The 26,670-nt window shown below is 68.7% G+C and carries 25 protein-coding genes; 14 read left to right on the forward strand and 11 right to left on the reverse strand.

Features of this window, described 5'->3' with window-relative positions:
- The first annotated feature begins 48 nt into the window (after positions 1-48).
- The 4 genes from HMPREF0591_RS14375 (at position 49) to HMPREF0591_RS14390 (ending at position 6,241) form a co-directional block, all read left to right on the forward strand.
- Positions 49-762 (forward strand): TetR family transcriptional regulator, encoded by a 714-nt coding sequence (locus tag HMPREF0591_RS14375; RefSeq protein ID WP_007169308.1) that lies wholly within the window; start codon positions 49-51, stop codon positions 760-762.
- Positions 762-3,341, forward strand: a complete 2,580-nt coding sequence (locus tag HMPREF0591_RS14380) for an ABC transporter ATP-binding protein/permease (RefSeq protein ID WP_007169309.1) — start codon at positions 762-764, stop codon at positions 3,339-3,341. Before HMPREF0591_RS14375 ends, HMPREF0591_RS14380 begins: the two co-directional genes overlap by 1 nt.
- The gene (locus HMPREF0591_RS14385; RefSeq protein ID WP_007169310.1) at positions 3,338-5,077 is read left to right on the forward strand and encodes an ABC transporter ATP-binding protein; all 1,740 of its coding nucleotides are present in this window, start codon (positions 3,338-3,340) and stop codon (positions 5,075-5,077) included. Before HMPREF0591_RS14380 ends, HMPREF0591_RS14385 begins: the two co-directional genes overlap by 4 nt.
- 87 nt (positions 5,078-5,164) lie before the next feature.
- Entirely contained in the window at positions 5,165-6,241 is a 1,077-nt protein-coding gene (locus HMPREF0591_RS14390) for a phosphotransferase family protein (protein WP_040622851.1), read from the forward strand.
- Between the two features lie 5 nt (positions 6,242-6,246).
- On the opposite strand, the gene HMPREF0591_RS14395 is transcribed toward HMPREF0591_RS14390, so the two are convergent.
- Genes HMPREF0591_RS14395 through HMPREF0591_RS14405 form a run of 3 tightly spaced genes read right to left on the reverse strand, consistent with a single transcriptional unit; the run spans position 6,247 to position 8,753 of the window.
- On the reverse strand, positions 6,247-6,675 hold the full coding sequence (locus tag HMPREF0591_RS14395; protein ID WP_007169312.1) for a pyridoxamine 5'-phosphate oxidase family protein: 429 nt from the start codon (positions 6,673-6,675) through the stop codon (positions 6,247-6,249).
- Between the two features lie 52 nt (positions 6,676-6,727).
- On the reverse strand, positions 6,728-7,549 hold the full coding sequence (locus tag HMPREF0591_RS14400) for a mycofactocin-coupled SDR family oxidoreductase (protein ID WP_007169313.1): 822 nt from the start codon (positions 7,547-7,549) through the stop codon (positions 6,728-6,730).
- Between the two features lie 31 nt (positions 7,550-7,580).
- Positions 7,581-8,753: an acyl-CoA dehydrogenase family protein gene (locus tag HMPREF0591_RS14405; RefSeq protein WP_007169314.1), complete on the reverse strand. Its 1,173-nt coding sequence runs from the start codon at positions 8,751-8,753 to the stop codon at positions 7,581-7,583.
- A 173-nt stretch (positions 8,754-8,926) separates the two neighbouring features.
- Here HMPREF0591_RS14405 and fabG point away from each other — a divergent pair, with 173 nt between their 5' ends.
- From fabG to HMPREF0591_RS14435, 6 genes are all read left to right on the forward strand, one after another.
- Entirely contained in the window at positions 8,927-9,667 is a 741-nt protein-coding gene (fabG, locus tag HMPREF0591_RS14410; RefSeq protein WP_007169315.1) for a 3-oxoacyl-ACP reductase FabG, read from the forward strand.
- Positions 9,668-9,695: 28 nt separating this feature from the next.
- The gene (locus HMPREF0591_RS14415; RefSeq protein ID WP_007169316.1) at positions 9,696-10,913 is read left to right on the forward strand and encodes an acetyl-CoA C-acetyltransferase; all 1,218 of its coding nucleotides are present in this window, start codon (positions 9,696-9,698) and stop codon (positions 10,911-10,913) included.
- Positions 10,910-12,103, forward strand: coding sequence for a CoA transferase (locus tag HMPREF0591_RS14420; RefSeq protein ID WP_007169317.1), 1,194 nt, complete (start codon positions 10,910-10,912; stop codon positions 12,101-12,103). Before HMPREF0591_RS14415 ends, HMPREF0591_RS14420 begins: the two co-directional genes overlap by 4 nt.
- Positions 12,104-12,127: 24 nt before the next feature.
- Positions 12,128-13,321 (forward strand): acyl-CoA dehydrogenase family protein, encoded by a 1,194-nt coding sequence (locus HMPREF0591_RS14425; protein WP_007169318.1) that lies wholly within the window; start codon positions 12,128-12,130, stop codon positions 13,319-13,321.
- A 2-nt stretch (positions 13,322-13,323) separates the two neighbouring features.
- Positions 13,324-14,016 (forward strand): GntR family transcriptional regulator, encoded by a 693-nt coding sequence (locus tag HMPREF0591_RS14430; RefSeq protein ID WP_007169319.1) that lies wholly within the window; start codon positions 13,324-13,326, stop codon positions 14,014-14,016.
- Positions 14,017-14,083: 67 nt separating this feature from the next.
- On the forward strand, positions 14,084-14,446 hold the full coding sequence (locus HMPREF0591_RS14435) for an Rv1352/Rv1906c domain-containing protein (RefSeq protein ID WP_007169320.1): 363 nt from the start codon (positions 14,084-14,086) through the stop codon (positions 14,444-14,446).
- On the opposite strand, the gene HMPREF0591_RS14440 is transcribed toward HMPREF0591_RS14435, so the two are convergent.
- Genes HMPREF0591_RS14440 through HMPREF0591_RS14465 form a run of 6 tightly spaced genes read right to left on the reverse strand, consistent with a single transcriptional unit; the run spans position 14,443 to position 21,462 of the window.
- Positions 14,443-15,972 carry a class I adenylate-forming enzyme family protein gene (locus tag HMPREF0591_RS14440; RefSeq protein WP_007169321.1) on the reverse strand — a complete coding sequence of 510 codons (1,530 nt, stop codon included), beginning with the start codon at positions 15,970-15,972 and terminating at the stop codon, positions 14,443-14,445. The two genes, HMPREF0591_RS14435 and HMPREF0591_RS14440, sit on opposite strands and share 4 nt — an antisense overlap.
- The gene (locus HMPREF0591_RS14445; protein ID WP_007169322.1) at positions 15,965-17,569 is read right to left on the reverse strand and encodes a class I adenylate-forming enzyme family protein; all 1,605 of its coding nucleotides are present in this window, start codon (positions 17,567-17,569) and stop codon (positions 15,965-15,967) included. Before HMPREF0591_RS14445 ends, HMPREF0591_RS14440 begins: the two co-directional genes overlap by 8 nt.
- Complete coding sequence (locus HMPREF0591_RS14450; RefSeq protein WP_007169323.1) at positions 17,559-19,037, reverse strand: AMP-binding protein; 1,479 nt, start codon at positions 19,035-19,037, stop codon at positions 17,559-17,561. Before HMPREF0591_RS14450 ends, HMPREF0591_RS14445 begins: the two co-directional genes overlap by 11 nt.
- Complete coding sequence (locus HMPREF0591_RS14455) at positions 19,037-19,831, reverse strand: enoyl-CoA hydratase/isomerase family protein (protein ID WP_040622853.1); 795 nt, start codon at positions 19,829-19,831, stop codon at positions 19,037-19,039. Before HMPREF0591_RS14455 ends, HMPREF0591_RS14450 begins: the two co-directional genes overlap by 1 nt.
- Entirely contained in the window at positions 19,828-20,640 is an 813-nt protein-coding gene (locus HMPREF0591_RS14460; protein ID WP_007169325.1) for an enoyl-CoA hydratase/isomerase family protein, read from the reverse strand. Before HMPREF0591_RS14460 ends, HMPREF0591_RS14455 begins: the two co-directional genes overlap by 4 nt.
- Before the next feature lie 9 nt (positions 20,641-20,649).
- Positions 20,650-21,462 carry an enoyl-CoA hydratase/isomerase family protein gene (locus HMPREF0591_RS14465; protein ID WP_007169326.1) on the reverse strand — a complete coding sequence of 271 codons (813 nt, stop codon included), beginning with the start codon at positions 21,460-21,462 and terminating at the stop codon, positions 20,650-20,652.
- Between the two features lie 131 nt (positions 21,463-21,593).
- Between HMPREF0591_RS14465 and HMPREF0591_RS14470 the strand changes: the two genes are divergently transcribed.
- Both HMPREF0591_RS14470 and HMPREF0591_RS14475 read left to right on the forward strand, forming a co-directional pair.
- Positions 21,594-22,301, forward strand: a complete 708-nt coding sequence (locus tag HMPREF0591_RS14470; RefSeq protein ID WP_007169327.1) for a hypothetical protein — start codon at positions 21,594-21,596, stop codon at positions 22,299-22,301.
- Positions 22,298-23,194 (forward strand): enoyl-CoA hydratase/isomerase family protein, encoded by an 897-nt coding sequence (locus tag HMPREF0591_RS14475; RefSeq protein WP_007169328.1) that lies wholly within the window; start codon positions 22,298-22,300, stop codon positions 23,192-23,194. The genes HMPREF0591_RS14470 and HMPREF0591_RS14475 overlap by 4 nt, the downstream gene beginning before the upstream one ends.
- A gap of 19 nt (positions 23,195-23,213) precedes the next feature.
- Here the strand turns inward: HMPREF0591_RS14475 and HMPREF0591_RS14480 are convergent, their stop codons facing one another.
- A complete protein-coding gene (locus HMPREF0591_RS14480; RefSeq protein ID WP_007169329.1) occupies positions 23,214-24,026 on the reverse strand; it encodes a TetR/AcrR family transcriptional regulator in 813 nt (270 codons plus the stop codon).
- Positions 24,027-24,246: 220 nt separating this feature from the next.
- Here HMPREF0591_RS14480 and HMPREF0591_RS14485 point away from each other — a divergent pair, with 220 nt between their 5' ends.
- On the forward strand, positions 24,247-25,044 hold the full coding sequence (locus HMPREF0591_RS14485) for an SDR family NAD(P)-dependent oxidoreductase (protein ID WP_007169330.1): 798 nt from the start codon (positions 24,247-24,249) through the stop codon (positions 25,042-25,044).
- Between the two features lie 45 nt (positions 25,045-25,089).
- Positions 25,090-26,097, forward strand: coding sequence for a dihydrodipicolinate synthase family protein (locus tag HMPREF0591_RS14490; protein ID WP_007169331.1), 1,008 nt, complete (start codon positions 25,090-25,092; stop codon positions 26,095-26,097).
- 86 nt (positions 26,098-26,183) lie between these two features.
- Here HMPREF0591_RS14490 and mbp1 read toward each other — a convergent pair whose 3' ends face one another.
- The gene (gene mbp1, locus HMPREF0591_RS14495; RefSeq protein ID WP_007169332.1) at positions 26,184-26,420 is read right to left on the reverse strand and encodes a microaggregate-binding protein 1; all 237 of its coding nucleotides are present in this window, start codon (positions 26,418-26,420) and stop codon (positions 26,184-26,186) included.
- Positions 26,421-26,670 lie beyond the last annotated feature (250 nt).

The following is a 26,670-nucleotide window of genomic DNA, read 5'->3' on the forward strand; positions in this document are numbered from 1 at the left end:
GGTAAGGCAACCCTTAGTTTGTGGGGGTAACAAACCGGGAGGTGGCGGATGCGGACTGTGGCGCCGCGCCAAGGCGGGCGACCGCCGACTATCGCGCTCGATGACGTCATCGCAATCGGCCGCGACCTCGGCATGCGGCGCCTGAGCGTCAACGCCGTCGCGTCGCGGCTCGGAGTCTCGGCTACCGCGCTCTACCGCCACGTCGAGAGCCGCTGGGAGCTCGAGCGGCTGGTCGGCGAGAGCCTGCTCGCCGAACTCGACCTTCGCGACGATCCCGGCGCGGACACCGAACGGCACCTGATGTCGTTCGCGCTGCAGCTGCAAGGCTTCACCGCCGAGCACCCCGGGCTGGCGTCATACCTTCAGGTGCTGTTCCCACGCGGCGACGCCGGCCGGCGGCTGCTGGCGACCGAGGTCGAGGCGCTGACCCGGCGCGGTTATGCCGCGGACGCCGCCATGGTGTTGAGCAGCGCGGTGGCCACGCTGGCGATCAGTCTGGCCGCCCGCGAGGAGAGCAACGCCAACACGACGGGTGAGGACCAGGCCGGCGGCTACGCGCAGGAACGCGACGCGGTCGCCGACGGCTTGTCCGGCGATCCGCGCCTCGGTGCCGCCTGGGCCGGGTTGCCCCAAGCGTCGAGTGCTGAATTCGTGCGGCTGTTGCTCGCCGCTTCGATCCGGGGGCTGGTGGGGATGATCCCGCCGGGCCGCCCGTTCGCCGAAGTCGCCGCGGAGTTGAACGCCGCGAGGAAGGACCGCTGATGGCACGGGGGCTCCAGGGTGCGATGCTGCGGGGCTTCGGCGCCCGCGACCACGTCGCGACGGTGATCGAAACCGTCCGGATCGCGCCGCATTTCGTGCGGATACGGATGACGTCGCCGACGCTGTTCGAAGACGTGGACGCCGAACCCGCCGCCTGGTTGCGGTTCTGGTTCCCCGACCCCGACGGGTCCAAGACCGAGTTCCAGCGTGCCTACACCATCTCCGAGGCGGACGTCACCACCGGCCGATTCGCCGTCGACGTCGTGCTGCACGAGCCCGCCGGCCCGGCGTCGCAGTGGGCGCGCTCGGTGCGACCGGGTGCCACGATCGCCGTGATGGCGTTGATGGGCTCCTCGCGTTTCGACGCGCCCGACGAACAGCCGGCCGGCTATCTGTTGATCGGTGACTCCGCGTCGATTCCGGGCATGAACGGCATCATCGGGGTCGTCCCCGACGACGTGCCGATCGAGATGTACCTCGAACAGCACGACGACGATGACGTCCTGATCCCGCTCGCCGAGCATCCCCGCCTGCGAGTGCACTGGGTCGCGCGGCGTGACGACAGATCGCTGGCGGCGGCCATCGACAGCCGCGATTGGTCCAACTGGTACGCGTGGGCGACGCCCGAAGCCGCGGTGCTCAAGCACGTGCGGACGCGGCTGCGTGACGAGTTCGGCTTCCCCAAGTCCGTGATCCATGCCCAGGCGTACTGGAGCGCCGGGCGTGCGATGGGCACCCAGCGCGGTGACCAAACAGGGGACGCGAAAGAAGTTGAGGCCCAGCGTCATCCGGCGGCCCAGACACCCGTTCGGGCGACCCGCGGCAGCTGGCGCGCCCAGGCCGCCGGCCGGTTGCTCGCACCGCTGCGCCCGGCGCTGATCCTTTCGGGTGTGCTGCAGGCGGTCATCACCGTCGTACAGCTGGCGCCGTTCGTGCTGTTGGTCGAGCTGGCCCGCCTCCTGGTGGCCGGGGCGCCCGCATCGCGCCTGTGGGACGTCGGGATCGCGGCCGTCGCGCTGCTGGGCACGGGCGCCCTCCTCGGTGCGGCCCTCACGCTCTGGCTGCACGTCGTCGACGCGCGGTTCGCCGCCGACCTGCGGTCACGGCTGCTGCGCAAGCTGTCTCGATTGCCGCTGGGCTGGTTCACCGAGCGCGGATCGGGGGCGATCAAGCAGCTGCTGCAGGACGACACGTTGTCGCTGCACTATCTGGTCACCCACGCCATCCCCGACGCCGTCGCGGCGGTCATCGCGCCGGTGGCGGTCCTGGTCTATCTGTTCGTCGTCGACTGGCGGGTCGCGCTGGTGCTGTTCCTGCCGGTCCTGGTCTACCTGGTGTTGACGTCGTCGCTCACCATTCAATCCGGGCCGCGCATCCCGCAATCGCAGCGCTGGGCCGAGAAAATGAACGGCGAGGCCGGCGCCTACCTGGAGGGCCAGCCGGTGATCCGCGTCTTCGGTGGCGCGGCCGCGTCGAGCTTCCGGCGCCGGCTGGACGAATACGTCGAGTTCCTCGTCTCCTGGCAACGCCCACTGGCCGGCAAGAAGACGCTGATGGACCTGGTCACCCGCCCCTCGACCTTCCTGTGGCTCATCGTGCTCGCGGGCACGCTGCTCACGGTCACCGGCCGGATGGATCCGGTGAACCTCCTGCCATTCCTGTTGTTGGGCACCACATTCGGCGCGCGACTGCTCGGGATCGCGTACGGGGTGGGCGGCATCAGCGCCGGCATGTTGGCCGCCCGGCGACTGCAGAACACCCTCGACGAGCCGGAGCTCGCCGTGGCAGAGCCAGACCGGCCGGCGGATTCGTCGGCGACCGTGGTCTTCGACGACGTCAGCTTCGGTTACCGCCCGGACGTTCCGGTAATTCAGGGCGTGACGCTGACGCTGCGGCCCGGCACGGTCACCGCCCTGGTCGGCCCGTCCGGGTCGGGCAAGTCGACGCTGGCTGCCCTGCTGGCCCGGTTCCACGACGTCGAGCGCGGGGCGATCCGCGTTGGCGGGCAAGACATCCGGTCGATGACCGCCGAGGAGCTCTACGCCAAGGTCGGATTCGTCCTACAGGAAACGCAGCTGGTGCACGGCAGCATCGCCGACAACATCGCGCTGGCCGTGCCCGACACCACCGCGGCACAGATCCAGGAGGCGGCGCGCAAGGCGCAGATCCACGACCGCATCACGCGATTGCCAGACGGCTACGACACCGTGCTGGGTGCGGGCACCGGCCTGTCGGGAGGGGAACGACAACGGCTGACCATCGCCCGCGCGATCCTGGCCGACACGCCCGTGCTAATCCTCGACGAGGCCACCGCATTCGCCGATCCTGAATCGGAATACCATGTGCAGCAGGCGCTTAACCGATTGATGCGGGATCGGACCGTGCTGGTGATCGCCCACCGGCTGCACACCGTCACCGGAGCCGACCAGATCGTCGTGCTCGACCACGGCCGGATCGCCGAGCGCGGCACGCATGACGAGTTGCTGGCGGCCGGCGGGCGGTACCGACGGCTGTGGGCCGGTGGCCGCCGAATCGACCGGGTCGGGGCCGCCACCACGGCGGGGGAGGGGGCCCGATGATCCGCACGTGGCTGGGCCTGGTGCCCGCGCACCGCCGGCCCGGGGTCGTCGCCTACGCCGCGCTGGCGGTCCTGTCCGTGGTGGCGCGGGCGGGTGCCACCGTCCTGCTGGTCCCGCTGGTGGGCGCGCTGTTCAGCGCCGAGCCCCACCGCGCGCTGGTCTGGCTGGGCTGGCTCACCACCGCGACGGCGGCCGGATGGGCGATCGACACCGCGACGGCGCGCATCGGCTTCGACCTCGGGTTCGCCGTCCTCGACCACAGCCAGCACGACGTGGCGGATCGGCTGCCCGCCGTGCGGCTGGACTGGTTCACCGCCGAGCGCACCGCGACGGCGCGGCAGGCGATCGCCGCCACCGGGCCGGAATTGGTCGGCCTCGTCGTCAACCTGCTGACGCCGCTCACTTCCGCCATCCTGCTGCCCGCCGCCATCGCGGTGGCCTTACTGCCGATTTCCTGGCCGCTGGGGATCGCCGCGCTGGGCGGCGTACCGCTGCTGTTGGGTGCGTTGTGGGCCTCGGCACGACTGGCGCGGCGCGCGGACGCTGCGGCCGACGAAGCCAATGGCGCGCTCACCGAACGGATCATCGAATTCGCCCGCACCCAGCAGGCGTTGCGGTCGGCGCGACGGGTGGAGCCGGCGCGCAGCCTGGTCGGCGACGCGCTGGCGGCGCAGCACGGGGCGACGATGCGGTTGTTGGCGATGCAGGTTCCGGGCCAGCTGCTGTTCAGCCTGGCCAGCCAGCTGTCGCTGATCCTGTTGGCGGGGGCCACCGCGGCGTTGACGGTGAACGGGGCGGTGACGGTGCCCGAGGCGATCGCCTTGATCGTCGTGATCGTGCGTTACCTGGAGCCGTTCACCACGATCAGTGAACTGGCGCCCGCCCTCGAAAGCACCCGCGCCACCCTCGACCGCATTCGCTCGGTCCTCAGTGCGCCGCTGATGAGCGCCGGCGCCGCCGCACTGGCCGACCCGGCCGCGGCGCCCCGTATCGAGTTCGCCGACGTCGAATTCCGTTATGCCGGAGCGAGCGCAGCGGTCCTCGACGGAGTGAGTTTCGTTTTGCAGCCGGGCGGCACGACGGCCATCGTCGGGCCCTCCGGATCCGGCAAGAGCACGATCCTGGCGTTGATCGCCGGCCTGCACGAGCCCACCCGGGGCCGGGTCCTGATCGACGGCGTCGACGCGGCGACGCTGGACGCCGAATCCCGCCGGGCGGCGAGCAGCGTGGTGTTCCAACACCCCTACCTGTTCCACGGGTCGGTCCGCGACAACGTGTTCGCCGGGGATCCCGGCGCCGCAGACGACCGGTTCAACCGGGCCGTCGCCCTCGCCCGCGTCGACGAACTCATCGGCCGGTTGCCCGACGGCGCGGACACGATCGTCGGCGAAGCCGGCTCCGCGCTCTCCGGCGGCGAACGCCAACGGGTCAGCATCGCGCGAGCGCTGCTCAAACCCGCGCCGATACTGCTCGTCGACGAGGCGACCAGCGCCCTGGACACCGAGAACGAGGCCGCGGTGGTCGACGCGCTGACCCTGGACACCCGCGCACGCACCCAGGTGATCGTGGCGCACCGGTTGGCCAGCATCCGGCACGCCGACCGCGTCCTTTTCCTGGACGACGGCCGGGTGGTCGAGGACGGAACGGTCGACGAATTGCTCGCAGCGGGTGGACGATTCGAGGAGTTCTGGCGCCAGCAGCACGAAGCCGCGGAATGGCGCATTCTGGCCGACTAAATCGCCGCCGTTGACCGCGGCACTTGCGGTATGCCTTACAGTTTGTCAGTCGGGCACGGTTGTCCGGGTACAGGAGGCGTGCTGTTCATGAGTGCTCTGGTAGCGATTCCGCGGTACCCCGGCGACGTGACCCCGCAATGGCTGTCGGCCGCGCTGAGCGGGCACGGCGCGCCCGTCGAGGTCGCCGAGGTGGACGTGGTCGCGATCGGCACCGGTCAGACGGGAGCCACCTACCGGGTGTCCGCCCGCTACGCGACGGACGGCGCCGACCTGCCGGAGACGTTCGTGATCAAGCTTCCGGCCCAGGACGACGCCGTGCGCGACCGCGTCGTCATCGGATATCGCAGCGAATGCGCGTTCTACTCATCCGTGGCCGACCGGGTGCAGGTGCCGACGCCGCGGTGTTTCTACTCCGAGATTTCCGAGGATGCGATGGAGTTCGCCTTGCTGCTCGCCGACCAGGCGCCGGCCGTGCAGGGCGACCAGCTCGCGGGCTGCGGCGAAGCCGAAGCGCGCCTGGCGGTTACGGCTCTGGCCGGCCTGCACGCGCCCAGCTGGTGCGATCCGGTGTGGCTCGATTTCCCGGGCATCGCGTTCGGCAGACCCGACGAGGCCGGGGCCGGCGGCATGGGCGAGGTGGCGAAGATGAGTGCCGACATCACGCTGGACAAGCTGGGCGATCGGATGAGCGCCGAGGACCGCGACACCTTCAGCGCGGCAATGGGTTCGGTGACGCCGTGGCTGCTCGCCGAGTATGACCGGTTCGCCCTGCTGCACGGCGACTATCGCCTGGACAATCTGTTGTTCGACCCCGCCCGCACCCGGGTCAGCGTGGTGGACTGGCAGACGCTCGGCGTCGGATTGCCGGCCAGGGATTTGGCCTACTTCACCGCGACGAGCCTCGATTCGCAACTGCGCGCGGGCATCGAACGGGAGCTGGTCGCCGACTACCACCGGGCCTTGACGACGTGCGGGGTCACCGACTACGCCGCCGAAACGTGTTGGCGTGACTACCGCCTCGGAGTGCTGCAGGCGCCGCTGATCTCCGCGCTGGGGTTCGCGTTCGCCGCGGCGACCGAGCGCGGCGACGACATGGTGCTCGCGATGCTTAGCCGCGGCTGCCGGGCGATCCGTGAGCTCGGGACGCTGGAGCTGATCGGCTAGATGGCTCAGAGGTCGCCGGTGAAGTCGGCGCTGAGCCAGCGGTCGGGGCGAATGCTGAACATCACCTCTTCCACGCCCTCCATGCTGCGGATGAACGCCCGCCCGCCTTCCTCGCCGAGGTAGCGGATCGCGATGGCTTCCTGCACGTCGGCCGGCGCGGGGTTGGTGGTGTCGACAACGGTGCCTTCGACCACCACGTATTGGTAGGGCGGTTCCTCACGCTGGACCACCAGCGTCACCCGCCCGGTCCGCTCGATGAGCCTTGCCTTGCGGCTGGACGCCCCGGTCATGATCCGGATGTTCCCGCCCGGGGTGTAGTCGTACCAGATGGGAACACTGGCCGGCGGCCGGCCGTCGGCCGCGTCGACGGACAGGACCGCGACGTGCATGCCGGCCAAAAACTCCTGACGTTCGCTCTCGGTGAAGGCTTTCATGTGCCCTGCAAGCGTCGATGCCGGGAAATCTATTCCCGGAGCGAACGGCCCCTCAGTACTGCGTCGAGCCTTGGTCCACCGGGATGCGGGCCGCGGTCACCTTGCGTGACTCGTCGCTGGCCAGCCAGCACACGGTGTCGGCGATTTCGTCCGGCTCGGCGACCCAGTCGGGCAGGAACGGGGTGAGCACGTGGGTCAGTTGCGGGTTGGTCTCCATGGCCTTGCCCACGGCCGCGACCATGTCGCCGGTTCCCATCGGCGTGTTCACCGGTCCGGGGTGCACGCTGTTGACCCGGATCGAATGCTTGCCCAGCTCGGCGGCGAAGGCCCGCGCCATCCCGGCGACGGCGTGCTTGCTGGCCGTGTAGTGGATCATGAACGGCTGCATCTTCATTCCGGCCGCGGAACTGATCAGGATGATGGAGCCGCCGCGACCGCCTTCGATGATCTTGTCCGCGCCGGCCATCACGGTGTTCCAGGTGCCCGTCACGTTGATGTCCATGACGTCGCGGAAGTTCTCCGGGGTGATCTCGTTCCAGGGCTGCGGGGCCGCGACACCGGCGTTGGCGACGATGATGTCCAACCGCCCGAGCGCGGCCACACCGTCGTCGACGGCTTTGCGGAGCCCCTCGAAGTCGCGGGTGTCCACGATCGAGGCGATGATCCGGCGGTTCGTTTGCTCGACCAGGCGGACGGTCTCGCTGAGGTCGTCGGGAGTCGCCGGGTCGTAGGGGACGCACGACGGCAGCTTGCCGGCGATGTCGACGGCGATGATGTCGGCGCCCTCCTGCGCCAGACGAACCGCGTGCGCCCGACCCTGCCCGCGCGCCGCTCCGGTGATGAATGCCACCCTGCCCGCAAGCTTGCCGCTCATAGTTGCTCCTCCACTGGGGTCGGCCGGGCCGTCATCGCTGCGCCGCTTTGACCAGGTTGGACCCGATGATCAATCGCTGAATCTCGCTGGTGCCCTCGTAGAGCCGCAGCAGCCGCACATCGCGGTAGATGCGCTCGACGGGGACACCGTGCATGTACCCGCTGCCGCCGTGGACCTGCACCGCCAGATCGGCTACGTTGCCGGCCATTTCGGTGCAGAACAGCTTGGCGGCCGAGGGGGCGACCCGGCGGTCTTCGCCGGTGACCCAGAGCCGCGCGGCGTCGCGCACCAGCGCGCGGCCGGCCAGGACGCCGGTCTGCTGGTCGGCGATCATCGCCTGGACCAACTGGAAGGTCCCGATCGGCGCGCCACCCTGCGTCGCGGTGGCCGCGTAGCTGACCGACTCGTCGAGCGCGCGCTGCGCGGCGCCGACCGCCAGCGCGGCGATGTGGACCCGGCCACGGGCCAGTGAGGTCATCGCCGCCCGGTAACCGATGTCTTCGCTGCCGCCGATCAGCGCGCCGTCCTCGACGCGGACGTCGTCGAAGGTGACGTCGGCGGTCCAGGCGCCCTCCTGGCCCATCTTGGCGTCCTTGGCGCCGACCTCCACGCCCGGCGCCTTCGCGGGAACCAGAAAAACGGCGATCCCGGGACCCTGTTCGTCGGCCGGGCGCGTCCGCGCGAACACCACGAACAGGTCGGCGACGGGCGCATTGGTGATGAAGCGCTTCTGCCCGGAGATCACCCAATCACCTTCGTCGCGAACGGCTTTCGTCCGCAGGCCCGCCGGGTTGGAGCCCGCGCCGGGCTCGGTCAACGCGAAGGAGGCGACGACGTCTCCAGACGCCATCGACTCCAGCCAGCGGGACTTCTGTTCGTCGGTGCCGAAGCCGACCAGAACCTGTCCGGCGATGCCGTTGTTGGTGCCGAACATCGATCGCAGCGCCAGCGAGGTGTAACCCAATTCCATTGCCAGCTCGACGTCTTGCATCAGGTTCAGGCCGAGGCCGCCCCATCGCTGGGGAATCGCATACCCGAACAGGCCCATCTTCTTGGCCTGGTCGCGCAAATCGTCGGGCACCCGGTCCTCGGTCAGGATCTCCTGCTCGCGCGGGACCACGGTGGTGCGGACGAAGTGACGGGTCTGGGCGAGGATCTCCTGAAAATCGTCGTCGGCGACCTCGGGCGGTTCGGTGATGGTCATAGGCGGACGCTCCATCTTCGGCACTCGTTGGTAGCGAGTCGCTCAGCCGCGGCGGGCCGGCCAGCTCAACGGTCCGGGGTAGGAACCCGGCACCGGAGCAGATCCTATATGAAATATGATATTCGACTGCCGGGACGTCCCCCGGATCACATTGCGGAGGAAGGCGGGATCAGGTGTCGTTGCTCGACGGTCGGACGGCGGTCATCACGGGTGGTGCGCAAGGGCTGGGATTCGCCATTGCCCAGCGGTTCATCGCCGAGGGGGCGCGGGTTGTGCTCGGGGACCTGAACCTGGAGGCCACCGAAGCCGCGGCCACGGCGTTGGGCGGCAGCGACGTCGCGCTGGCCAAGCGGTGTGACGTCACCCGGGCCGCGGAGGTCGAGGCGCTGATCTCGGCCGCGACCGAAGGCTTCGGTGCGCTCGACATCATGGTCAACAACGCCGGGATCACCCGCGACGCCACCATGCGCAAGATGACCGAGGAACAGTTCGACCAGGTCATCGAGGTACACCTGAAGGGCACCTGGAACGGCACCCGGCTGGCCGCCGCCATCATGCGGGAGAACAAGCGGGGCGCCATCGTCAACATGTCTTCCGTATCGGGCAAGGTCGGCATGATCGGCCAGACCAACTATTCGGCGGCGAAGGCCGGGATCGTCGGGATGACCAAAGCCGCGGCCAAGGAGCTCGCGTACCTGGGGGTCCGGGTGAACGCGATCGCTCCCGGCCTGATTCGTTCGGCGATGACGGAGGCCATGCCGCAACGCATCTGGGACGAGAAGGTCGCCGAAATCCCGATGGGCCGCGTCGGTGAGCCCAGCGAAGTCGCCGGCGTCGCTTTGTTTTTGGCCTCCGACCTGTCCTCATACATGACCGGCACCGTGATGGAGGTCACGGGCGGTCGGCACATATGAGTTCTGCTCGGCGGGGGAAGGGGTAGCCATGCGCGAGACCGTCATCTGTGAACCCGTGCGGACCCCGATCGGTCGCTACGGCGGGATGTTCAAGCCACTGACCGCCATCGACCTCGGGGTCGCGGCCCTAAAGGGCCTGCTCGAGCGCACTTCGATCGCGCCCGAGGCGGTGCAGGACGTGATCCTGGGTCACTGCTATCCCAGCAGCGAGGCGCCGGCGATCGGTCGGGTGGTGGCGCTGGATGCGGGCCTGCCGGTGACGGTTCCCGGGATGCAGGTCGACCGCCGCTGTGGTTCGGGCCTGCAGGCGGTGATCCAGGCGTGCCTGCAGGTGGGCCACGGCGATCACGATCTCGTGGTCGCCGGTGGCTGCGAAAGCATGAGCAACGTCGCCTTCTACTCCACCGATATGCGTTGGGGCGGCGCGCGAACCGGCGTGCGGGTGCACGACGGGCTGGCGCGCGGACGCACCACGGCCGGCGGCCGCCACCACCCGGTGCCCGGCGGAATGCTGGAGACCGCCGAGAATCTGCGCCGCCAGTACGGCATATCGCGCCTGGAACAAGACGAACTCGCGGTGCGGTCGCACCAGCGCGCGGTGTCCGCGCAGAAGGACGGCACGCTCGCCGAGGAGATCATCCCGGTCGCGGTGCGCAGCCGCCACGGCGAGGAACTGATCGACACCGACGAGCATCCGCGCGCCGACACGTCGGTGGAGTCGTTGAGCAAGCTCAGACCCGTGCTGGCGAGCGAAGATTCGGAGGCCACAGTCACTGCCGGCAATGCCAGCGGGCAGAACGACGCGGCGTCGATGTGCGTGGTGACGACGCCGGAGAAGGCCGCCGAATACGGTCTGACCCCATTGGTTCGCCTGGTGTCGTGGGGCGTGGCCGGGGTGGCGCCCCACATCATGGGCATCGGCCCGGTACCGGCCACCGAGGTGGCGCTCGCCAGGGCGGGCCTGCGGCTGTCCGACATCGACCTCATCGAGCTCAACGAAGCCTTTGCCGCACAAGCGCTTGCGGTCATGCGGGAGTGGAACTTCGGCGACGCCGACCACGAGCGCACCAACGTGCACGGGTCGGGCATCTCCCTGGGCCACCCCGTCGGTGCGACGGGCGGACGGATGCTGGCCACCCTGGCGCGCGAGCTCAACCGCCGCGAGGCGCGCTACGGGCTGGAAACCATGTGCATCGGCGGCGGCCAGGGGCTGGCGGCGGTGTTCGAGCGGGTCGCCGCGACGTGACCGGCCCCCTGAGCGGCATCACCGTCGTCGAGGTGTCCAGCTTCGTCGCCGCCCCGCTGTGTGGCATGACGCTCGGTCAGCTCGGCGCCGAGGTGATCAGGATCGATCCGATCGGTGGCGCGTCCGACGTGCAGCGCTGGCCGCTGGCGGCGGACGGAACCTCGATCTACTGGACCGGTCTCAACAAGGGAAAGCGCTCGGCCACCATCGATTTGCGTGCTCCGGAAGGGCAAGAGCTGGTCCAGCGGCTCATCGTCGAGGGGGACGGCGTGGTGGTGACCAACGCCGCCGGCCTGCCCTGGCTCAGCCACGACACGTTGACGGACAAGCGGCCCGACGTCATCCACGTGCAACTGCTCGGGCGCGGCGATGGCTCCACCGCGGTCGACTACACGGTCAACGCCGGCATCGGATACCCACTCGTCACCGGTCCCGCCGACCACGCCGGCCCTGTCAATCACGTGCTGCCGGCCTGGGACGTGTGCTGCGGCCTGTACGCCGCGCTGGCCGTGGTGACCGCCGTTAGCCGCCGCGATGCATCGGGGGTGGGCGCGCGGGTCACGTTGGCGCTCGAGGATGTCGCGCTGGCCACCGCCGGGAACCTGGGACTGCTGACCGAGCCGCAAGTCACCGGCACCCAACGCCAACGACTCGGCAACGCCATCTACGGCCAGTACGGCCAGGACTTCGTCAGCGGTGACGGCGCCCGCTTCATGGTTGTCACCTTGACGAGCAGGCACTTTCGCGACCTGGTCGATGTGACCGGCGTCGGCGCCGCCGTGGCGGCGCTCGCCGAGGCGCTGGGTGTCGACTTCGGTTCCGAGGGTGACCGCTACCGGTACCGCGACGTGTTGTCCGGCCTGTTCGCCACCTGGTTCGCCGACCATACCGCCGACGAGATCACCGCCGCGCTGTCGGGCACGACGGTGCTATTCGAGCGATACCGCACCTTTGCCGAGGTCGCGGCGAGCCCGAAAGTGACCGCCAATCCACTGTTTTCCCGATTGCACCAGGACGGCCTGGGGGAATATTTCGCCCCCGGCCTGCCGGTCGCGTTCGACGGCGCGCACGCCGCCGGCGCACCGGCGCCCCACCTGGGGCAGGACACCGCGGACCTGCTCGAGCGGCGTCTGGGGTTGACGACCGCCGACATCGAACGCCTGGCGAAGGCGAAGACCATCGCTTGCTGAGCAAGCCCAGAGGAAAGACAGCGCATGACCAAACTCGCCCAGACCCTCGGGCTGACCGAATTGCAGACCGAAATCATCGCCACCGTAAGGCAGTTCGTCGAGAAGGACGTCATTCCCAGCGCCGCGGAGCTCGAACGCGGCGACATTTACCCGCAGGACATCGTCGACCGGATGCGCGACATGGGGTTGTTCGGGCTGATGATTCCGCAGGAGTACGGCGGCCTGGGGGAGTCGCTGCTGACCTACGCGCTGTGCGTCGAGGAGCTGGCGCGCGGCTGGATGAGCGTGTCCGGGGTGCTCAACACCCACTTCATCGTGGCCTACATGCTGCGCCAGCATGGCACCGAGGCGCAAAAGCAGCGGTTCCTGCCGCGGATGGCGACCGGCGAGACGCGCGGGTCCTTTTCGATGTCGGAGCCTGAGCTGGGCTCCGACGTGGCGGCGATCCGGACTCGGGCGGTGCGCCATCCGGATGGCGACTACACCATCAACGGCCAGAAGATGTGGCTCACCAACGGCGGCAGCTCGACGCTGATCGCGGTGCTGGTGCGCACGGAGGAAGGCGCCGACAAGCCGCACCGGAACTTGACCGCATTCCTGGTGGAGAAGCCCACCGGGTTCGGTGAAGTCGTGCCCGGCCTGGTGATCCCCGGCAAGATCGACAAGCTGGGTTACAAGGGGATCGACACCACCGAGCTCGTCTTCGACGGCTACCGGGCGAGCGCCGACGACGTTCTGGGCGGCGCCCCCGGGCAGGGGTTCGTCCAGATGATGGACGGCATCGAGGTCGGCAGGGTCAACGTGTCGGCCCGCGCGTGCGGCGTCGGCATCCGCGCTTTCGAACTGGCGGTCCGCTACGCCCAGCAGCGCCACACCTTCGGCAAGCCCATCGCCGAACACCAGGCCATCGCGTTTCAGCTGGCGGAGATGGCCACCAAAATCGAGGCCGCACACCTGATGATGGTCAACGCCGCCCGCCTGAAGGATTCGGGCGAGCGCAACGACGTCGCCGCCGGGATGGCCAAGTATCTTGCCAGCGAGTACTGCACCGAAGTCACCCAGCAGAGCTTCCGGATCCACGGCGGCTACGGCTATTCCAAGGAATACGAGATCGAGCGGCTGATGCGCGATGCGCCGTTCCTGCTCATCGGCGAGGGAACCAGCGAAATACAGAAGTCGATCATCAGCAAGCGCCTGCTCGCCGAGTATCAGGTGTAACGATGACGGCCCCGGATTTCGCGGCGCGACCGCAACTTTCCGACGATGTCGCTCGCCTCATCCGCCAGCGGATCTTCGATGGCACCTACCGTGCGGATTCCTATGTCCGCCTGGACCAATTGGCCGCCGAATTGGGAATCAGCGTCACACCGGTGCGGGAGGCGCTCTTCGCGCTGCGCGCGGAAGGGCTGATCGCCCAGCAGCCCCGGCGCGGGTTCATGGTGTTGCCGGTGACCGGTCGCGACGTCACCGACGTGGCGAACGTGCAGGCTCACGTCGGTGGCGAACTCGCGGCGCGGGCCGCCCTCAACATCACCGACGACCAACTGAGCGAACTCAAACAGATCCAGGCGGAGCTCGAAGACGCCTACGCCGGTGACGACGACGAGCGGACGGTGCTGCTGAACCACCAGTTCCACCGCGCCATCAACGTCGCGGCGGATTCGCCGAAACTCGCCCAGCTGATGTCCCAGATCACCCGTTACGCACCGGAATCGGTGTTTCCCGCGATCGAGGGCTGGCCGGAGCAATCGATGCGGGACCATCGCCGGATCCTGTCCGCGCTGAGGAAGCGCGATGGCCGGCTCGCGCGCTCGGCGATGTCGCAACACCTTGCCGCCGGTGCCGTTCCGTTGATCGATCACCTCACCGCTCGTGGCGTCGTCGTCGACGCCGGGCGTCCGACGTCTGGCTAACTGTTGTCTGCCGAGCGCGACTCAGCTTAGGCTGCCATCGGAGGGGGCAACAACAGAGCGAGGAACAGTGCCCCGAACGATTCGCCCATCGGCCGTGTTCGTTGCAGCCGCGGTCGCCGTAGCCCTTGCACCGCCGGCCGTCGCCGAACCGCTCGACCCGATCCCCGGCAACGGAGTCTTTGTCGTGGGGCCCGACATCGCGCCGGGCCTCTACCACACGGGTGGGTCGGGGTCGGCCTTCGGTGTGTGGATCAACAACGTGCCCACCCAGGAGTCGATGTGCTCGTGGTTCACCTACAGCACGCCCGACGCGAACAAGGACCACGTGCTGCAGACGAACACGTCGATCGGACCGATGTACGCGAACATCAACACCGCGGTCAAGGCCTTCGAGTCGCAGAACTGTCAACCCTGGACGCGGGTCTCCTAGGCTCGGTTGGCGTCGCTCAGCATCTGACGCAACCGACCGGTGTCGACCTTGCCGGTGCCGCCGCGGGGGACGTCGTCATCGGAGTCCAGCAGCAGCCATGCCGTCGGTACCTTGAAGGCGCTGAGCAACTTTCGAGCGCACCCGGTCAGCGTTTCCGCGGTCAGCGCGCCGTCGCACACCACGGCCGCGCCCACCCGATCGCCCGCCGTGCCGGGAACGTTGGTGACGAAGGCGCTACGGACGCCCTCGACGGTGCGCAGCGCCCGTTCGACCTCGCTGGGGTAGACGGTCGCACCGCTGACCTTGAACATGTCGTCGGTGCGCCCGTGGTAGAACAGGAACCCTTCCGCGTCGAGGTGGGCCAGGTCGCCGGTGGGGTAGAAGCCGTCGGCGGTGAACAGGTCTTCTCGGCCGCGGCCGCAGATGCCGCGCAAGGTGTGCGGTCCCCGAATCTGGATCATGCCCACCGCGCCGGGTGGAACCGGCTCCCCGCTGTCCGGGTCGACGATGCGAACGTCCATGCCGGCGAACGGCTTTCCGCAGCTGCCCCACGCCGACTCCGGCATGTCGGTGTCGGCGGGGTAGCCGCAGTACGGGCCGAACGCCTCGGTCATGCCGAAGAGCGCGGCCCGGGCGCCGGGTCGGGCCCGCTGTTCGGGCGGCAGCAGGGCCTGCAGGCTGCCCGGCCGCAGGGCCGAGAGATCGGCGCCGACCGTGGCGGCGTGCCGCGCCAGCGTTTCGGCCTGGTCCGGCCAGCCGCGAAACAGCGTCACCCGCTCGGCTTCCAGCAGCCGCAGCGTGGTCTCCGGCCGCGGAATCTGCTCGGTCACCAGCGTGGCGCCGGCCAACAGCGTGGACAGTATGCCGCTGCCGAAGCCGCCCACCCAGAAGAACGGCATCGGTAGGTACAGGCGGGTTTCGGCGGTGATGCAGCGCGCGGCGAGGCCCGACCGCACGGCGCCCAGCGCGCTGCCATGCGAATGCATGACGCCCTTGGGCGCCCCGCTGCTACCGGAGGTGAACATGATGGCCAACGGGTCGGCGGGCCTGACCGCCCGCGCCATGGCGTCGACGAGCCGGCGCCCTCCATCGCCGGCGGTGGCGCCGGCCAGGCGCTCGGCCGTCCAGACCTGGCGCAGGGCGGGTAGCCGGGTGCGCGGCGGCAGGTCGTCGAGGTAGCGGTGCCCGCGGAATTCGTCGACGCTGACCAGGAATTGCACCGCGGCGGCCCGCAGCTGCGCGGCCAGTTCCCCCGCCGCCAGCAGCGTGCTCAGCGGAACCAACACGGCACCGATGCGGGTCAGGGCGATGGCCACCTCGACCCAGCGGGCCCCGTTGGGCATGATCAACCCGACCCGGGTGCCCTTGACGACGCCGGCCTCGACGAATACCGCGGCGAGATCCCTTGTCACCGAATCGAGTCGGCGGTAGCCGGTGCGCGTACCCGGGTCGATCACCATCGGCTTGTCGCCGTAGCTCGCTGCGCGGGAGCGCACCAGCTCATCGATGGTGGTCGGGTCAGGCATCGAGGAGCTTTCTCAGGCGCGCCCTGTCGACCTTGCCGCTGGAGAGCAACGGCAGTTGCGAGCGCGGCACGGCGAGGAACCGGCGTGGGATCTTGTATGCCGACAATTCCGACCTCAGCCGGTCGCGCAGCGCCGCCTCGTCGAAGGCGCCGCCGTCCGGCACCGCCACCACCGCCGCGACCAGCTGTCCGCGCTGGGCGTCGGGTACGCCCACCACATGGGCCGTCAGCCCCCCGGTGACCCGGGCGATGGCCCGCTCGACCTCGTCGGCCGAGACGTTGGCGCCCGCCGTTTTGATCATCGTGCTCAACCGGCCGCTGTAATAGAAGAATCCGTCGGCGTCGACGCGCACCAAATCGCCGGTGTGGAACCAGCCGTCGGCGTCGAAGCACTCCTCGCGGCTGCGGCCGTAGTAGCGCTGCATCACGTAGGGACCGCGGATGCACAGCTCGCCGACCTCGCCGACTGCGGCCGGCAGAGCGGCCGCGGTGTCGATGACCCTCGTCTCGAAGCCGGGCGCCGGCTTGCCGAACGATCCGCGCCGTTCCTCCGGTTGGTCGCTTTCGTCGCCGCTGATCAGCACGACGCTGCCCGCTTCGGTCAGGCCCAGCATGTTGTGCCGCAGTTCCGGATCGGCCGGCCGCACCTCGGGCGCCATGATGGGGTACAGGTTGCCGCGCCGCATCGACGACAGATCACGGCGCGCAAAGCTCGGATGATCGGTCAATTGGGCGATCCCGGCGCTGAAACCGTTGGTGAGCGTGGGTCTCTCGGTCTCCAGCAGGTCGAGCGTCGCCGCCGGGTCGTCGGCGTTGGAGCACACCAGGGTCGAGCCGGCGACCAACGTGGCGAGCAACCCGAACGCGAAGCCGCCGATCCAGAAGAAGGGCGAATTGCAGAAAAGCTTGTCGTCGGCCGTCAGACCGCGGATCGCGTTGAGGTTCCGTTGATGTCCGAGCAGCGCGGCGTGCGTGTGCACCACCCCCTTGGGGGCGCTGGTGGACCCCGACGTGTACACGATCGCCAGGGGATCACAGCCGTCGACATCGTCTTGGGTGCCGGCCAACAGGCCGGGGGCCACGGTACCGGCCAGCCGGTACAACCGGGCGACGTCGCGGACCCGCCGGACGGCATCGGGGTGGTAGGCGATGAATGCCTGCCGCAGTTGTGGTGCGGCGGGGGAGGACAGCGGGCGCCCGGAGTCGAAGTCCGGGTCCGACAGCACCTCGGCCAGTCGGTGTCCGTAGTCATGCCCGCGGAAAGACGCCGCGGCCAAGAGTATTTCGACGTCGCCGTCGCACAGCTGCTCGCGCATCTCCCGGGCGGTGACGAACGTGGAGAAGGGGATCACCACCGCGCCGATTCGCGCCGCCGCCAGCATCGCGACGACGAACTCCGGGCCGTTGGGGTAGAGCAGGCCCACATGGGTGCCCTTGCCCGCGCCGACCGCGATCAGCCCGCGGGCGAGCTCCGCCGAGCGGGCCTCGGCGTCGCGGTAGCTGATGCGGTCGCCGTCGCAGACGAGGAGCGGATGTTCTCCGCGCGAACGGGCCCGGTTCGCCAGGACCTCGCCGACCGTCGGGCCGTCACCGCGCATGGTCGCTGTGGGTGGTGGGTGTGCGGAAGAAGCACTGGACCGCGGCCAGGTCCGCTTTGCCCGACGGTGTCCGCGGGATCGCGTCGACGATCGCGATCTCGGTGGGAATCTCGTAGCGCGCCAGCCTCGTTCGCAGGTGGTCCGCCAGCGCGTCGGAGTCGACGGAGGCGGGCCGGCGCAGTTCCACCATGGCGACCGGGGTCGCGCCCAGGCGCTCGTCGGCTCGCCCGACGACGGCCGCGCCGGCCACCGCGGGGTGGCTTTCCAGGGCGGCACGCACGTCGTCGGGCATCACCTTGAACCCGCCGCGGATGATCGCCTGGTCGGCCCGCCCGACGATCCAGACGAAGCCCTCCGCGTCGATGCGCGCGATGTCCGTTGTCCTCATCCACCGAGCCGATGGTCCCAGCTGGGCGGGCTTGACCTCGAGCAGACCGGCCCGGTCGGGGCCCAGCGGCGTGCCGTCGTCGGCGACCACCCTGAGCTGCGCACCGGGGTTGGCGCGGCCGACGCTGCCCCGTTTGGTCGGCCAATACCGCCGATAGTCGTCCAGCGTCCAGCCGGCCACCCCGCCACCGAACTCCGTTGCCGCATAAGAGGTCAGCACCGGGATGCCGTACTTCTCGGTGAAGGCATCGGCGTCGTCGGCTGTGAGCGGCGCCGTGCCGCAGGTGACGGCGCGGATACTCTCCAGATCGGACCTCGGCAGGTCGGAGTGCAACACCGTCCGCAGGGCCGCGGGAACCAGGGACACCGTGCGGGGCCGGTGCCTGCGCACCGCCTCGGCCCACGCGTTCAGCTCGAATCGCTCGAGGAGCGCGAAAGGTCTCGCCTCGGCGATGCATTGCAACACCCGGAACACGCCGCCGATGTGCACCAGCGGAGAGCTGACGATCGCTACGCCGCGCCGCGGCTCGGCGGGCGCCGGGACCCGGCCGGGATCGGAGCCCATCACGCTGCGCGCCAGCATGTCGTAGCCCAGGTCGACTCGTTTGGGCGGTCCCGTCGTGCCGCTGGTCAACATCCGTACCGCGACGCCGGGCTGCGGGTCGGACGCCGTGACCGGGGGGACCGCCGACCGATTGGGTTGCGGATCGTCCAGAAGTCCCGAAATCGCCAGGGTGGTCGTCTCGGTCGTCGCGGGAACCAGTGTCGTCAGGTCGCCGGATTCCCCGATGATCAGCGGTAACCGGAGCGCGGCGATGTCGGCCTTCGTGCGTTCGTCTCCGCGGGAGGGGTTGATGGTGACGACGGTGCCGCCGCCGAGCAACACCCCGAGAAAGGCCGCCACCTGACCGGGCCGATTGCGCAGCAGCATCCCGACCTCGGCGCCGGCGGTGCGGGCAGCGATGCGCCGTGCCGCCGCGCCCACCCGAGCCCAGGAGTTCCATTGGCCGTCGTACTCGATCGCGAGCGCCTCGGGCCGCAGCTCGAGGACATCGGCGATGCGTTGACTGAGGGGGTGCATCAGCGAATCTTCGGCGTGCGCGGAGCGGCTTCGCCGCCGGGATCCGTCCGGGCCGCGAGTTCCGCCACGCCGAGCGGATTGCCCAGCCGGGTGTAGATCAGTCCCTGCTCCATGGCCGCGCGGTATGGCTTGTCGAGCGACTCCCAAATCGCCTTCACCGTGCCCTGTGTCGCGGTCGTGGGTTTCGCGGCGATGGTCGCGGCGATCTCGTGCGCGCGGTTCCAGAGTTGCTGGGCGGGGACCACCTCCGACACCAGCCCGATCCGTAGTGCGGTGTCGGCGCAGACCCGCTCGTCGTTGCCCATCAGCGCGATGCGCAACGTCTCGCCCAGTCCGACGCGCCGCATCAAGCCGATCGGCTCCAACGCGCAGACCAGGCCGGCCGATACGTGCGAGTCGAAGAACGTGGCGTCCTGGGAGCAGATGACCACGTCGGATTCGTTGACGAAGTAGAACGCGCCCGCGGTGCACATGCCCTGCACGGCGCAGACGACCGGCTTCCACATCTTCTGCCACTTGGGGCTGAGCGCCTCACCGGGATCGTCGTGGTTCCAGATGTTTTCGGGTTGGCCGTAGGGTGTCTTGATGTCGAGGCCGGCGCTGAACGCGCGGTCACCGGCCGCCCGCAGCACCACCGCGTTAACCGACGCGTCGTGTTTGACGATGCGCCAGGCACGCGCCATCTCCTCACACATGGTGCGGTTGAACGCGTTCAGCTGCCCGGGCCGGTTCAGCGTGATGGTCGCGACCCGGTCGGTCTCGTCGACCTCGAGCAGGATGGTTTCGAACGTCATCGACACTGCCAATCGGGCTTGCGTTTCTCCATGAAGGCCTTCGGCCCTTCGGCCGCGTCCTCGGTGCGCAACACCCGCTCGCGGAAGGTTTCGGCCATGATCTCGGCTTCGTGCAGCGGCACATCGAGGCCCTTGAGGATGGCCAGCCGAGTTCCCCGAACCGCCAGCGGCGCATTGGAGTTGACGATGTCGGCGATCTCGTGCGCCCGCTCGAGAAGCCGCTCGTGCTCGACGATTTCGCTGATCAACCCGAGCTCGTAGGCGCGCCCCGCACTCATCCGCTCGTGCTTGCCCATCAACGCCATCCGCAGGGCAATGGAGCGGGGCAGCACCCGCGATACCCGGACCATCTCACGTCCGGCCACCAGCCCGATGCTCACGTGCGGATCGAAGAAAGTGGCTTGCTCCGAGGCGATCACGATGTCGGACGTGGTGACCCAGTCCATGCCGGCGCCACAGCACAACCCGTTGACCGCGGTCACCACGGGCTTGGCGGACGTGCGAAACGGCGGCGTGCCCTCCTGCGGTGCCTCCCATTGGTCGTAGGTCGACAGGTACGGGCGTTCGTAGATCACCTTGCCGTCTTCGGGAATGGCCTTGACGTCGGCGCCCGTGCAGAACGCGCGACCGGTGCCGGTCACGATGGTCAGCCATACCTTGTCGTCGTTCTCGGCCTCGGCGTAGGCGGCCCGCAGTTCGGTGATCATGTGCGGGCTGAGCGCATTGAGGGCATCGGGACGGTTCAGCGTGATGGTCGCGGTGTGCCCGTCGACCTCGTATTTGATGGTGTCGAACGAGTCAGTAGACATCCTGCTCCCTCATCGGCCCTGGAATTTCGGTGGACGCCGCTGCCGGAAGGCTTCCAGGCCCTCCTTGAAATCCGCCGTCCTGCAGGACAGCTCGAGGTTGAACAGCTCCTGGGTCATCGACTGGCTCAGCGTCGCATGCTGGCCGAAGCTCAGCGCCTGCTTGGCCAGTCCCAGAGCCGCCGTCGGCCCGGAGGCCAGCCGGTCGAGCAACTGCTCGGCGGCGTCGTCGAGTTCGGCGGGGCTCACGGCTTGGTGGATCAATCCCCAGTCGGCCGCGTCGGCGCCGGCGACCTTCTCGCCCAGCAGCAGCATTCGCCTGGCCCGCGCCAGGCCGACCAGCCGGGGCAGCAGCCAGGTGGCGCCCGAATCGGGGCTGAAGCCGCGGTCTAAAAAGGGCTCCCAGAACACCGCGTCGGTGGCGGCGACGGTGAAATCGGCTGCCAGCGCGAGGTTGCAGCCGAACCCCGCCGCCCAGCCCCGCACGCTGCAGAGCACCGGCACTTGGATGGTCGCGACGAGCTCGATCACCCGGTGGGCGGCATGCGGGATCCGCCGTACCAGGTCGCCGGAACGGGGGCGCCGTCCGTCGTTGCTGGCGATCCAGTCGACTCCGGCGCAGAAGTCTTCGCCACCCCGGACGTGCACGGCGCGCAACGAGTCGTCGGCGGCGGCCTTGGTGAGTGCTTCGACCAGCGTTCCAATCATCGCCTGGCTCAGTGAGTTACGCCGCGACGGGCGGTCAAGGGTCATCCGCAACACCGCGCCGTCCCGGCGCACTGTCACCGAACCCTCGGCACCGGCCGCGTCGGCCTCGTGACTCACCGTCGAATCCGGCCTTTCTGCCGATACGGTTACCCATACAGTAGGCAATACCATTGCTACGCTGTATAAGTTAGCAGGGTACGCTGCCGCCGGAAACAGCCGGGCCGGAACCCGAGCGAAAAGAGACGAGCATGGCCGTGCAGGAGGGGCGAGCGGAAGGGCGCGCAGAAGCCGAGTCGACTCGCGCCGGCGACGCCAGATTCGGCGAACGACCCCTCGCCCAAACGGTCGCCGCCGCCGCCGCCATGCGGCGCCTGAGCTCACTGCTGCTGTCCCTCGAGCATCCGCATCCGACGGTCGACACGATGGTGGAGAAGTTCGGGGAGTGGGAGCGCGAACTGTCCGCCGCCGCGCCGGCGGACAACGCGCCACGCATTGGCGACCTCCCAGACGACCCCCGGCGCGTCTACCTCAACCACGCGACGGACATCGGCGCCTACAACCCGTGCTTTCCGGAGTATCGGTTCGATCACCTCGATGCCGACAACGCAACCGGGTGGGTCAACTTCCCACTGCCCTATGAGGGGCCGCCGGGACTGGTGCACGGCGGCTTTCTCGGCGTCTTCTTCGACTGCGTCATCCAGCACCACAATTGCGTCACGGGCCTTTCCGGCAAGACGCGCTCGCTCGTCGTGACGTTCCGCCGGCCGACGCCCATCTCGACCGACCTGCGGTTCGACATCGTGCGTTCGCAGGTCGAACGCGGCATCGCGTCGACGGCACGGCTGCTGCTCGACGACGAGGTGCTGTGCACCGGCGAGGTGAACACGCTGGCCTCGCCGCCGGAAAGGCTGGCCGGGTTCCGATTCGGCAGGCGGCGAAAGGAGTCCGACACATGACCGCCCCCCACGCCCAGGATGACCGCGTGCTGTTCGAGGCCGACCACGACCGCCGCATCGCGACGATCACGCTGAACAATCCGGCGCAACGCAACTCCTATGACGCCGCGATGCGCGAGGCGGTCGCCCGCTGCCTGGACCGGGTGGCCGAAGACGACGATCTCACGGTGGTGCTGTTGCGCGGTGCCGAGGGGGTCTTCTCGACCGGCGCCGACATGAACAACGCATATGGCTGGTACGGCGAGCGGGGTGAAACGGGCGGCGGTGCGCCGGCCAAGCGCCGACCCAGTCAGCGTCGGCGACTCACCGTGGACCGCAAGTCCTTTGGCTTCTACCACAACTTCATGGGCTTCCCCAAGGTCACCGTGGGTGAGATCGCCGGCTATGCGCTCGGCGGCGGCTTCGAAATGGCGCTGATGACAGACATCTCCGTGATCGCGCGCGACACCAAGATCGGGATGCCGGCGACCCGCTTCCTCGGGCCCGCGCTCGGCAGCCTGCACATGTTCTTCCACCGGCTCGGTCCGGTGCTGGCCCGCCGCCTGCTGCTGACCGGGGACATCATCGAGGCCGGCGAAGTCGAACACCTGGGAATCTTCACCGACACATGCGATTCCGCGGCCGTTGCGGCACGCGCGCGGTACTGGGCCGAGAAGGCGGCGAAGATGCCCGCCGACGGGGTCGTCATCGCCAAGGAAGCATTCCGTCTCGTCGAGCAGAGCCAGGCGTACCAGGGCGAGGAGGTCGCGAGCTATCTCTTCCACGCCTTCGGCACCAACCTGCAATTCGGCCCGGACGAGTTCAACTTCGTCAAGACCCGCGCACAGCACGGGACCAAGGAGGCGTTCCGGCTCCGCGACGAATACTTCAACGTGCCGGAACCCGAAGTGTGACGGGCCGATTCGGCTGCGGTTAACGAGCGGCCGGCGCCTTGGTGCGCGCCCGCGAGGCGGGCGACTTGGCCGCCTTGCGTTGCCGCGACGGTGCCGCCTTGCCGCCCTTCGATCGCTTGCCCTCCTCGATCAACCAGCTGGCGTGGTCGAGGATGCAGCCGAGGCCGTATTCGAAGTTGGTCTCGTCCGGGGCACCGATCCGGTGGCCGATCCGGCTCACCTGGGCGAGCAGGGGGGTCTTCTCGGGATCGATGGCGACGGCGTCCTCGATGGCGCGCGCGCCTTCGTCGGAGGATTGGTTCTTCTCGTACAGCCGTTGCAGCACCACCGATCCGCGGACGTGCACCGAAACCGCCGAGTACGTGTCGAACGCGTCCTCCGGCGACAGGCCGGCCTCGACCAGGTTGGCGATCGCCTTCTCCATCTCCTCGGCACCCAGGCGCGCCGCCTTCGGGCTGAGCGCGGCCCGAATCAGAATCAGGTCGCACAGAATGGGATTGCCCATGAACGTTTTACGCATCAGGCGGGCATGGTTGCGTAAGGTCTCGCGCCAGTCGCTGGCTTCGACGTACGGCGTGGCGAAGACATATTTGCTCAATGCGCGGTCGGTCATCGCGTTGAGCAAATCGTCCTTCTTGCGGAAGTACCAGTAGATGCTGGTGACACCGACGCCGAGATGTTTGCCGAGCAGCGGCATACTCAAATTGTCGATGGATACCTGCTCCGCGAGTTCGAATGCGCCACTGATGATGTCATCGGGATTGATGGATCCGCGTTCGCGCCGTTGACGCTTGTCGGCGGTAGCCTGCTTTGCCACTAGGGGCACCTCCATCACGATGTATCCTGTGCGTGCGGTCCGAGAGCCGTTGCGACTCACCTGCGCAAGCTTAGCCGCGTCGCCGCTCGACGATGGCCGTCAGCCGGGCTTTTCTGCAGTTTTCCATCTGCTACTGTAATACCTATCGTAGGCTTTTTGGTAACACGGCTGGACGGGCGAAGATGACCGGGCAGAAGCCATTCACTGAGTCTGCCGACGAGGCACGGGAATTGCCGTGGATCTAGGCCTGGCGGACGCCGCAACGGTGGTGGTCGGCGGTAGCCGCGGCATGGGTTTGGCCGCCGCCCGTTGCCTCGCCGACGAGGGTGCCCGTGTCGCGGTGGTCGGCCGCAGTCGTGACGCGCTCGACGCGGCCGTCGCGGACCTGACGGATCGCGGTAGCCCGGATGCGGTCGGGCTGGCCGCTGACATCGCCGACGCCCGACAGGTTGACGAGGCATTCGCCGACCTCGGCCGGCGCTGGGGCGGCGAACTGAATGTGCTCGTCAATACGGTCGGGCCCGGGGCGGCGGGCACCTTCGATGACCTGACCGACGAACAGTGGCGCCAAGCCGTCGAGGACGGCGTGCTGGGGATGGTGCGCTGCGTCCGCACGGCACTTCCGCTGCTGCGCAAGGCGCAATGGGCGCGCATCGTCAACTTTTCGGCGCACTCGACCCAGCGGCAGAGCGTCATGCTGCCCGCCTACACCGCGGCCAAGTCGATGCTGATGAGCGTCTCGAAGAACCTCTCGTTGCTGTTGGCCAAGGATGAGATCTTGGTCAACGTGGTGTCGCCGGGCAGCATCGCCTCCGAGTCGCTGGTCGGTTGGGCGAAGTCGGTGGGTGTCGACGGCGGCGACCCCTACGCGCTAATGGACGCCATTGCCAAGCACTTCGGCCACCCGGCACACATGCCGCGCGCCGGGTTGCCGGAGGAGATCGGGCCGGTGGTCGCGTTCCTCGCGTCGAGGCGCAACTCCTACATGACGGGGGCCAACATCAACGTCGATGGCGGTTCGGACTTCACCTGACCGCGGCGAAACGAAGAGAGCTCGGCTGAGGAGAAGGGGTCGATTATGGCGACGGCGAGCGAGGCGCGCGCCTGGGCGCGCGGGGCACTGCGGGGAATCGGCGACTCCCTCTACACGCCGTTCTGCGGGCGCGACGGCGACGACATCGACTGGGAGGCGTACCGGACGCTGGTCCGCTACTGCGTGGGCGAACTAGGGCACCCGATGCTGTGGTGCACCAGCGGCCTCTCCGAATTCTGGTCGCTGACCCTGGACGAGCGAAAACGCTTGCTGGAGGTGGCGATTGAGGAGGGTCGCGCCGCCAACCCGGACGTGGTGGTGCAGGCGTGCACGGCGGCGATCACGGCGAAGGACTGCCTGGATCTGACGCTGCACGCCCAGGAGGCCGGCGCCGACATCGCCTACATCCAGACGCCGATGATGGAGGTGCACGGCGGCGAAGGGGTGCTGCGGTTCTTCAGATACATCGCGTCGCGAACGGACATCGCCCTGGGCATGTTCAACTCGCCGTCGTCGGGCTACGTGTTGACCGCAGCCGAAAGCGCGCGGATCTACGACGAGGTGCCCGCGGTGTGCGCCACCAAGGAGGGCGCCTTCCGGCCGGCGAGCAGCCGGATGCTGCATCAACTCGCGCCCGGCCTCGTGCTCTGGGAGTGCGACAAGACCGTGTACCGCGCGGGATGGCTGCGCGACGGGATCGTCTGCCCGGCACAGCTCGGCACCGCCGGGTACCTGTTCGAGACCCCACAGCGGCGATTGTTCTCCCAATACTGGGATTTGGTGCAAAACGACAAGCTGCTCGAGGCGATGGACTTCGGCCGTGAATCGGGCCTGGACCAGTTCGATCTCGACGTCGGCTCCTGGTGGACCTGTTACCCGGGCCGGCCGGACTACTTCACGCACTGGGGCGGGGCGTTCAAATACGCCGCGTCGCTGCTGGGCTTGCCGATAGGCGCCTATCCGCATTCCCGGCCTCCGCAAGCCGAGCTACCGCCCGCGGCGAAGTCCCAGATCAAGGAGGCGTACCTCCGCCTGGGTCTCATCGACGCATAGCGGACCCGAACCGACTGCGCCGCAGCCGCACTCATAAGCAAGGGCCCGGTCACCCAAGGTGACCGGGCCGCAAGCTGTCTGCCGTATTACTGCTCGGCCTTTTCGCGCGCCTCGGCGGCTTTGGCCTTACCGCGGGCCTTTTCGGCCGCGGCTTCCTTCTTCGCCGCGCTGCGCTGCGCGTCGGCCTTGTCCTGCTGCGCCTGGCCCTCGTTGACCAGATCGTTGCGTCCGATCACCGTGCCGAGGATCTCCTTGGCCTTGCCGAACACGGCCTCGACGATGCCCTGGATCGCCTGGACCGGTCCGCTCTTGATGTCAACCATCGCGTTTCCCCTCCCTCTTCGTGGGTATCTGAGACTGTTTTCCCGATTCGGCCGTCGGGGGAAACCTGATCGGACGTGTTGCTCGCCACACCCGCAAAGACGGGCCCCGGCCGACTCGTCCGCGCCCCCCGGGCGGGATCCGACCGTGCGGATCGCTGAGGCGAAATTCGCTGCTCGCCGGGGGTTCGCACGGGCGTGGCGGCGGTTGTGGAAAACGGTACCGATAGGTATACAGTATGCGTACAAAACA

Origin of the sequence: Mycobacterium parascrofulaceum ATCC BAA-614 (assembly GCF_000164135.1) — a bacterium.
In the GTDB taxonomy this organism is placed as follows: Bacteria; Actinomycetota; Actinomycetes; order Mycobacteriales; family Mycobacteriaceae; genus Mycobacterium; species Mycobacterium parascrofulaceum.

What these genes read in the sequence shown, in the direction of transcription:
- HMPREF0591_RS14430 (WP_007169319.1), top strand. Translation starts at nt 13,324, where the DNA reads ATGACGGCCCCGGATTTCGCGGCGCGACCGCAACTTTCCGACGATGTC.
- HMPREF0591_RS14380 (WP_007169309.1), top strand. Translation starts at nt 762, where the DNA reads ATGGCACGGGGGCTCCAGGGTGCGATGCTGCGGGGCTTCGGCGCCCGC.
- HMPREF0591_RS14470 (WP_007169327.1), top strand. Translation starts at nt 21,594, where the DNA reads ATGGCCGTGCAGGAGGGGCGAGCGGAAGGGCGCGCAGAAGCCGAGTCG.
- mbp1 (WP_007169332.1), bottom strand. Translation starts at nt 26,420, where the DNA reads ATGGTTGACATCAAGAGCGGACCGGTCCAGGCGATCCAGGGCATCGTC.
- HMPREF0591_RS14425 (WP_007169318.1), top strand. Translation starts at nt 12,128, where the DNA reads ATGACCAAACTCGCCCAGACCCTCGGGCTGACCGAATTGCAGACCGAA.
- HMPREF0591_RS14450 (WP_007169323.1), bottom strand. Translation starts at nt 19,037, where the DNA reads ATGCACCCCCTCAGTCAACGCATCGCCGATGTCCTCGAGCTGCGGCCC.
- HMPREF0591_RS14390 (WP_040622851.1), top strand. Translation starts at nt 5,165, where the DNA reads ATGAGTGCTCTGGTAGCGATTCCGCGGTACCCCGGCGACGTGACCCCG.
- HMPREF0591_RS14385 (WP_007169310.1), top strand. Translation starts at nt 3,338, where the DNA reads ATGATCCGCACGTGGCTGGGCCTGGTGCCCGCGCACCGCCGGCCCGGG.
- HMPREF0591_RS14415 (WP_007169316.1), top strand. Translation starts at nt 9,696, where the DNA reads ATGCGCGAGACCGTCATCTGTGAACCCGTGCGGACCCCGATCGGTCGC.
- HMPREF0591_RS14480 (WP_007169329.1), bottom strand. Translation starts at nt 24,026, where the DNA reads ATGGAGGTGCCCCTAGTGGCAAAGCAGGCTACCGCCGACAAGCGTCAA.
- HMPREF0591_RS14445 (WP_007169322.1), bottom strand. Translation starts at nt 17,569, where the DNA reads ATGCGCGGTGACGGCCCGACGGTCGGCGAGGTCCTGGCGAACCGGGCC.
- HMPREF0591_RS14490 (WP_007169331.1), top strand. Translation starts at nt 25,090, where the DNA reads ATGGCGACGGCGAGCGAGGCGCGCGCCTGGGCGCGCGGGGCACTGCGG.
- HMPREF0591_RS14440 (WP_007169321.1), bottom strand. Translation starts at nt 15,972, where the DNA reads ATGCCTGACCCGACCACCATCGATGAGCTGGTGCGCTCCCGCGCAGCG.
- HMPREF0591_RS14475 (WP_007169328.1), top strand. Translation starts at nt 22,298, where the DNA reads ATGACCGCCCCCCACGCCCAGGATGACCGCGTGCTGTTCGAGGCCGAC.
- HMPREF0591_RS14395 (WP_007169312.1), bottom strand. Translation starts at nt 6,675, where the DNA reads ATGAAAGCCTTCACCGAGAGCGAACGTCAGGAGTTTTTGGCCGGCATG.
- HMPREF0591_RS14400 (WP_007169313.1), bottom strand. Translation starts at nt 7,549, where the DNA reads ATGAGCGGCAAGCTTGCGGGCAGGGTGGCATTCATCACCGGAGCGGCG.
- HMPREF0591_RS14460 (WP_007169325.1), bottom strand. Translation starts at nt 20,640, where the DNA reads ATGTCTACTGACTCGTTCGACACCATCAAATACGAGGTCGACGGGCAC.
- HMPREF0591_RS14455 (WP_040622853.1), bottom strand. Translation starts at nt 19,831, where the DNA reads ATGACGTTCGAAACCATCCTGCTCGAGGTCGACGAGACCGACCGGGTC.
- HMPREF0591_RS14375 (WP_007169308.1), top strand. Translation starts at nt 49, where the DNA reads ATGCGGACTGTGGCGCCGCGCCAAGGCGGGCGACCGCCGACTATCGCG.
- HMPREF0591_RS14405 (WP_007169314.1), bottom strand. Translation starts at nt 8,753, where the DNA reads ATGACCATCACCGAACCGCCCGAGGTCGCCGACGACGATTTTCAGGAG.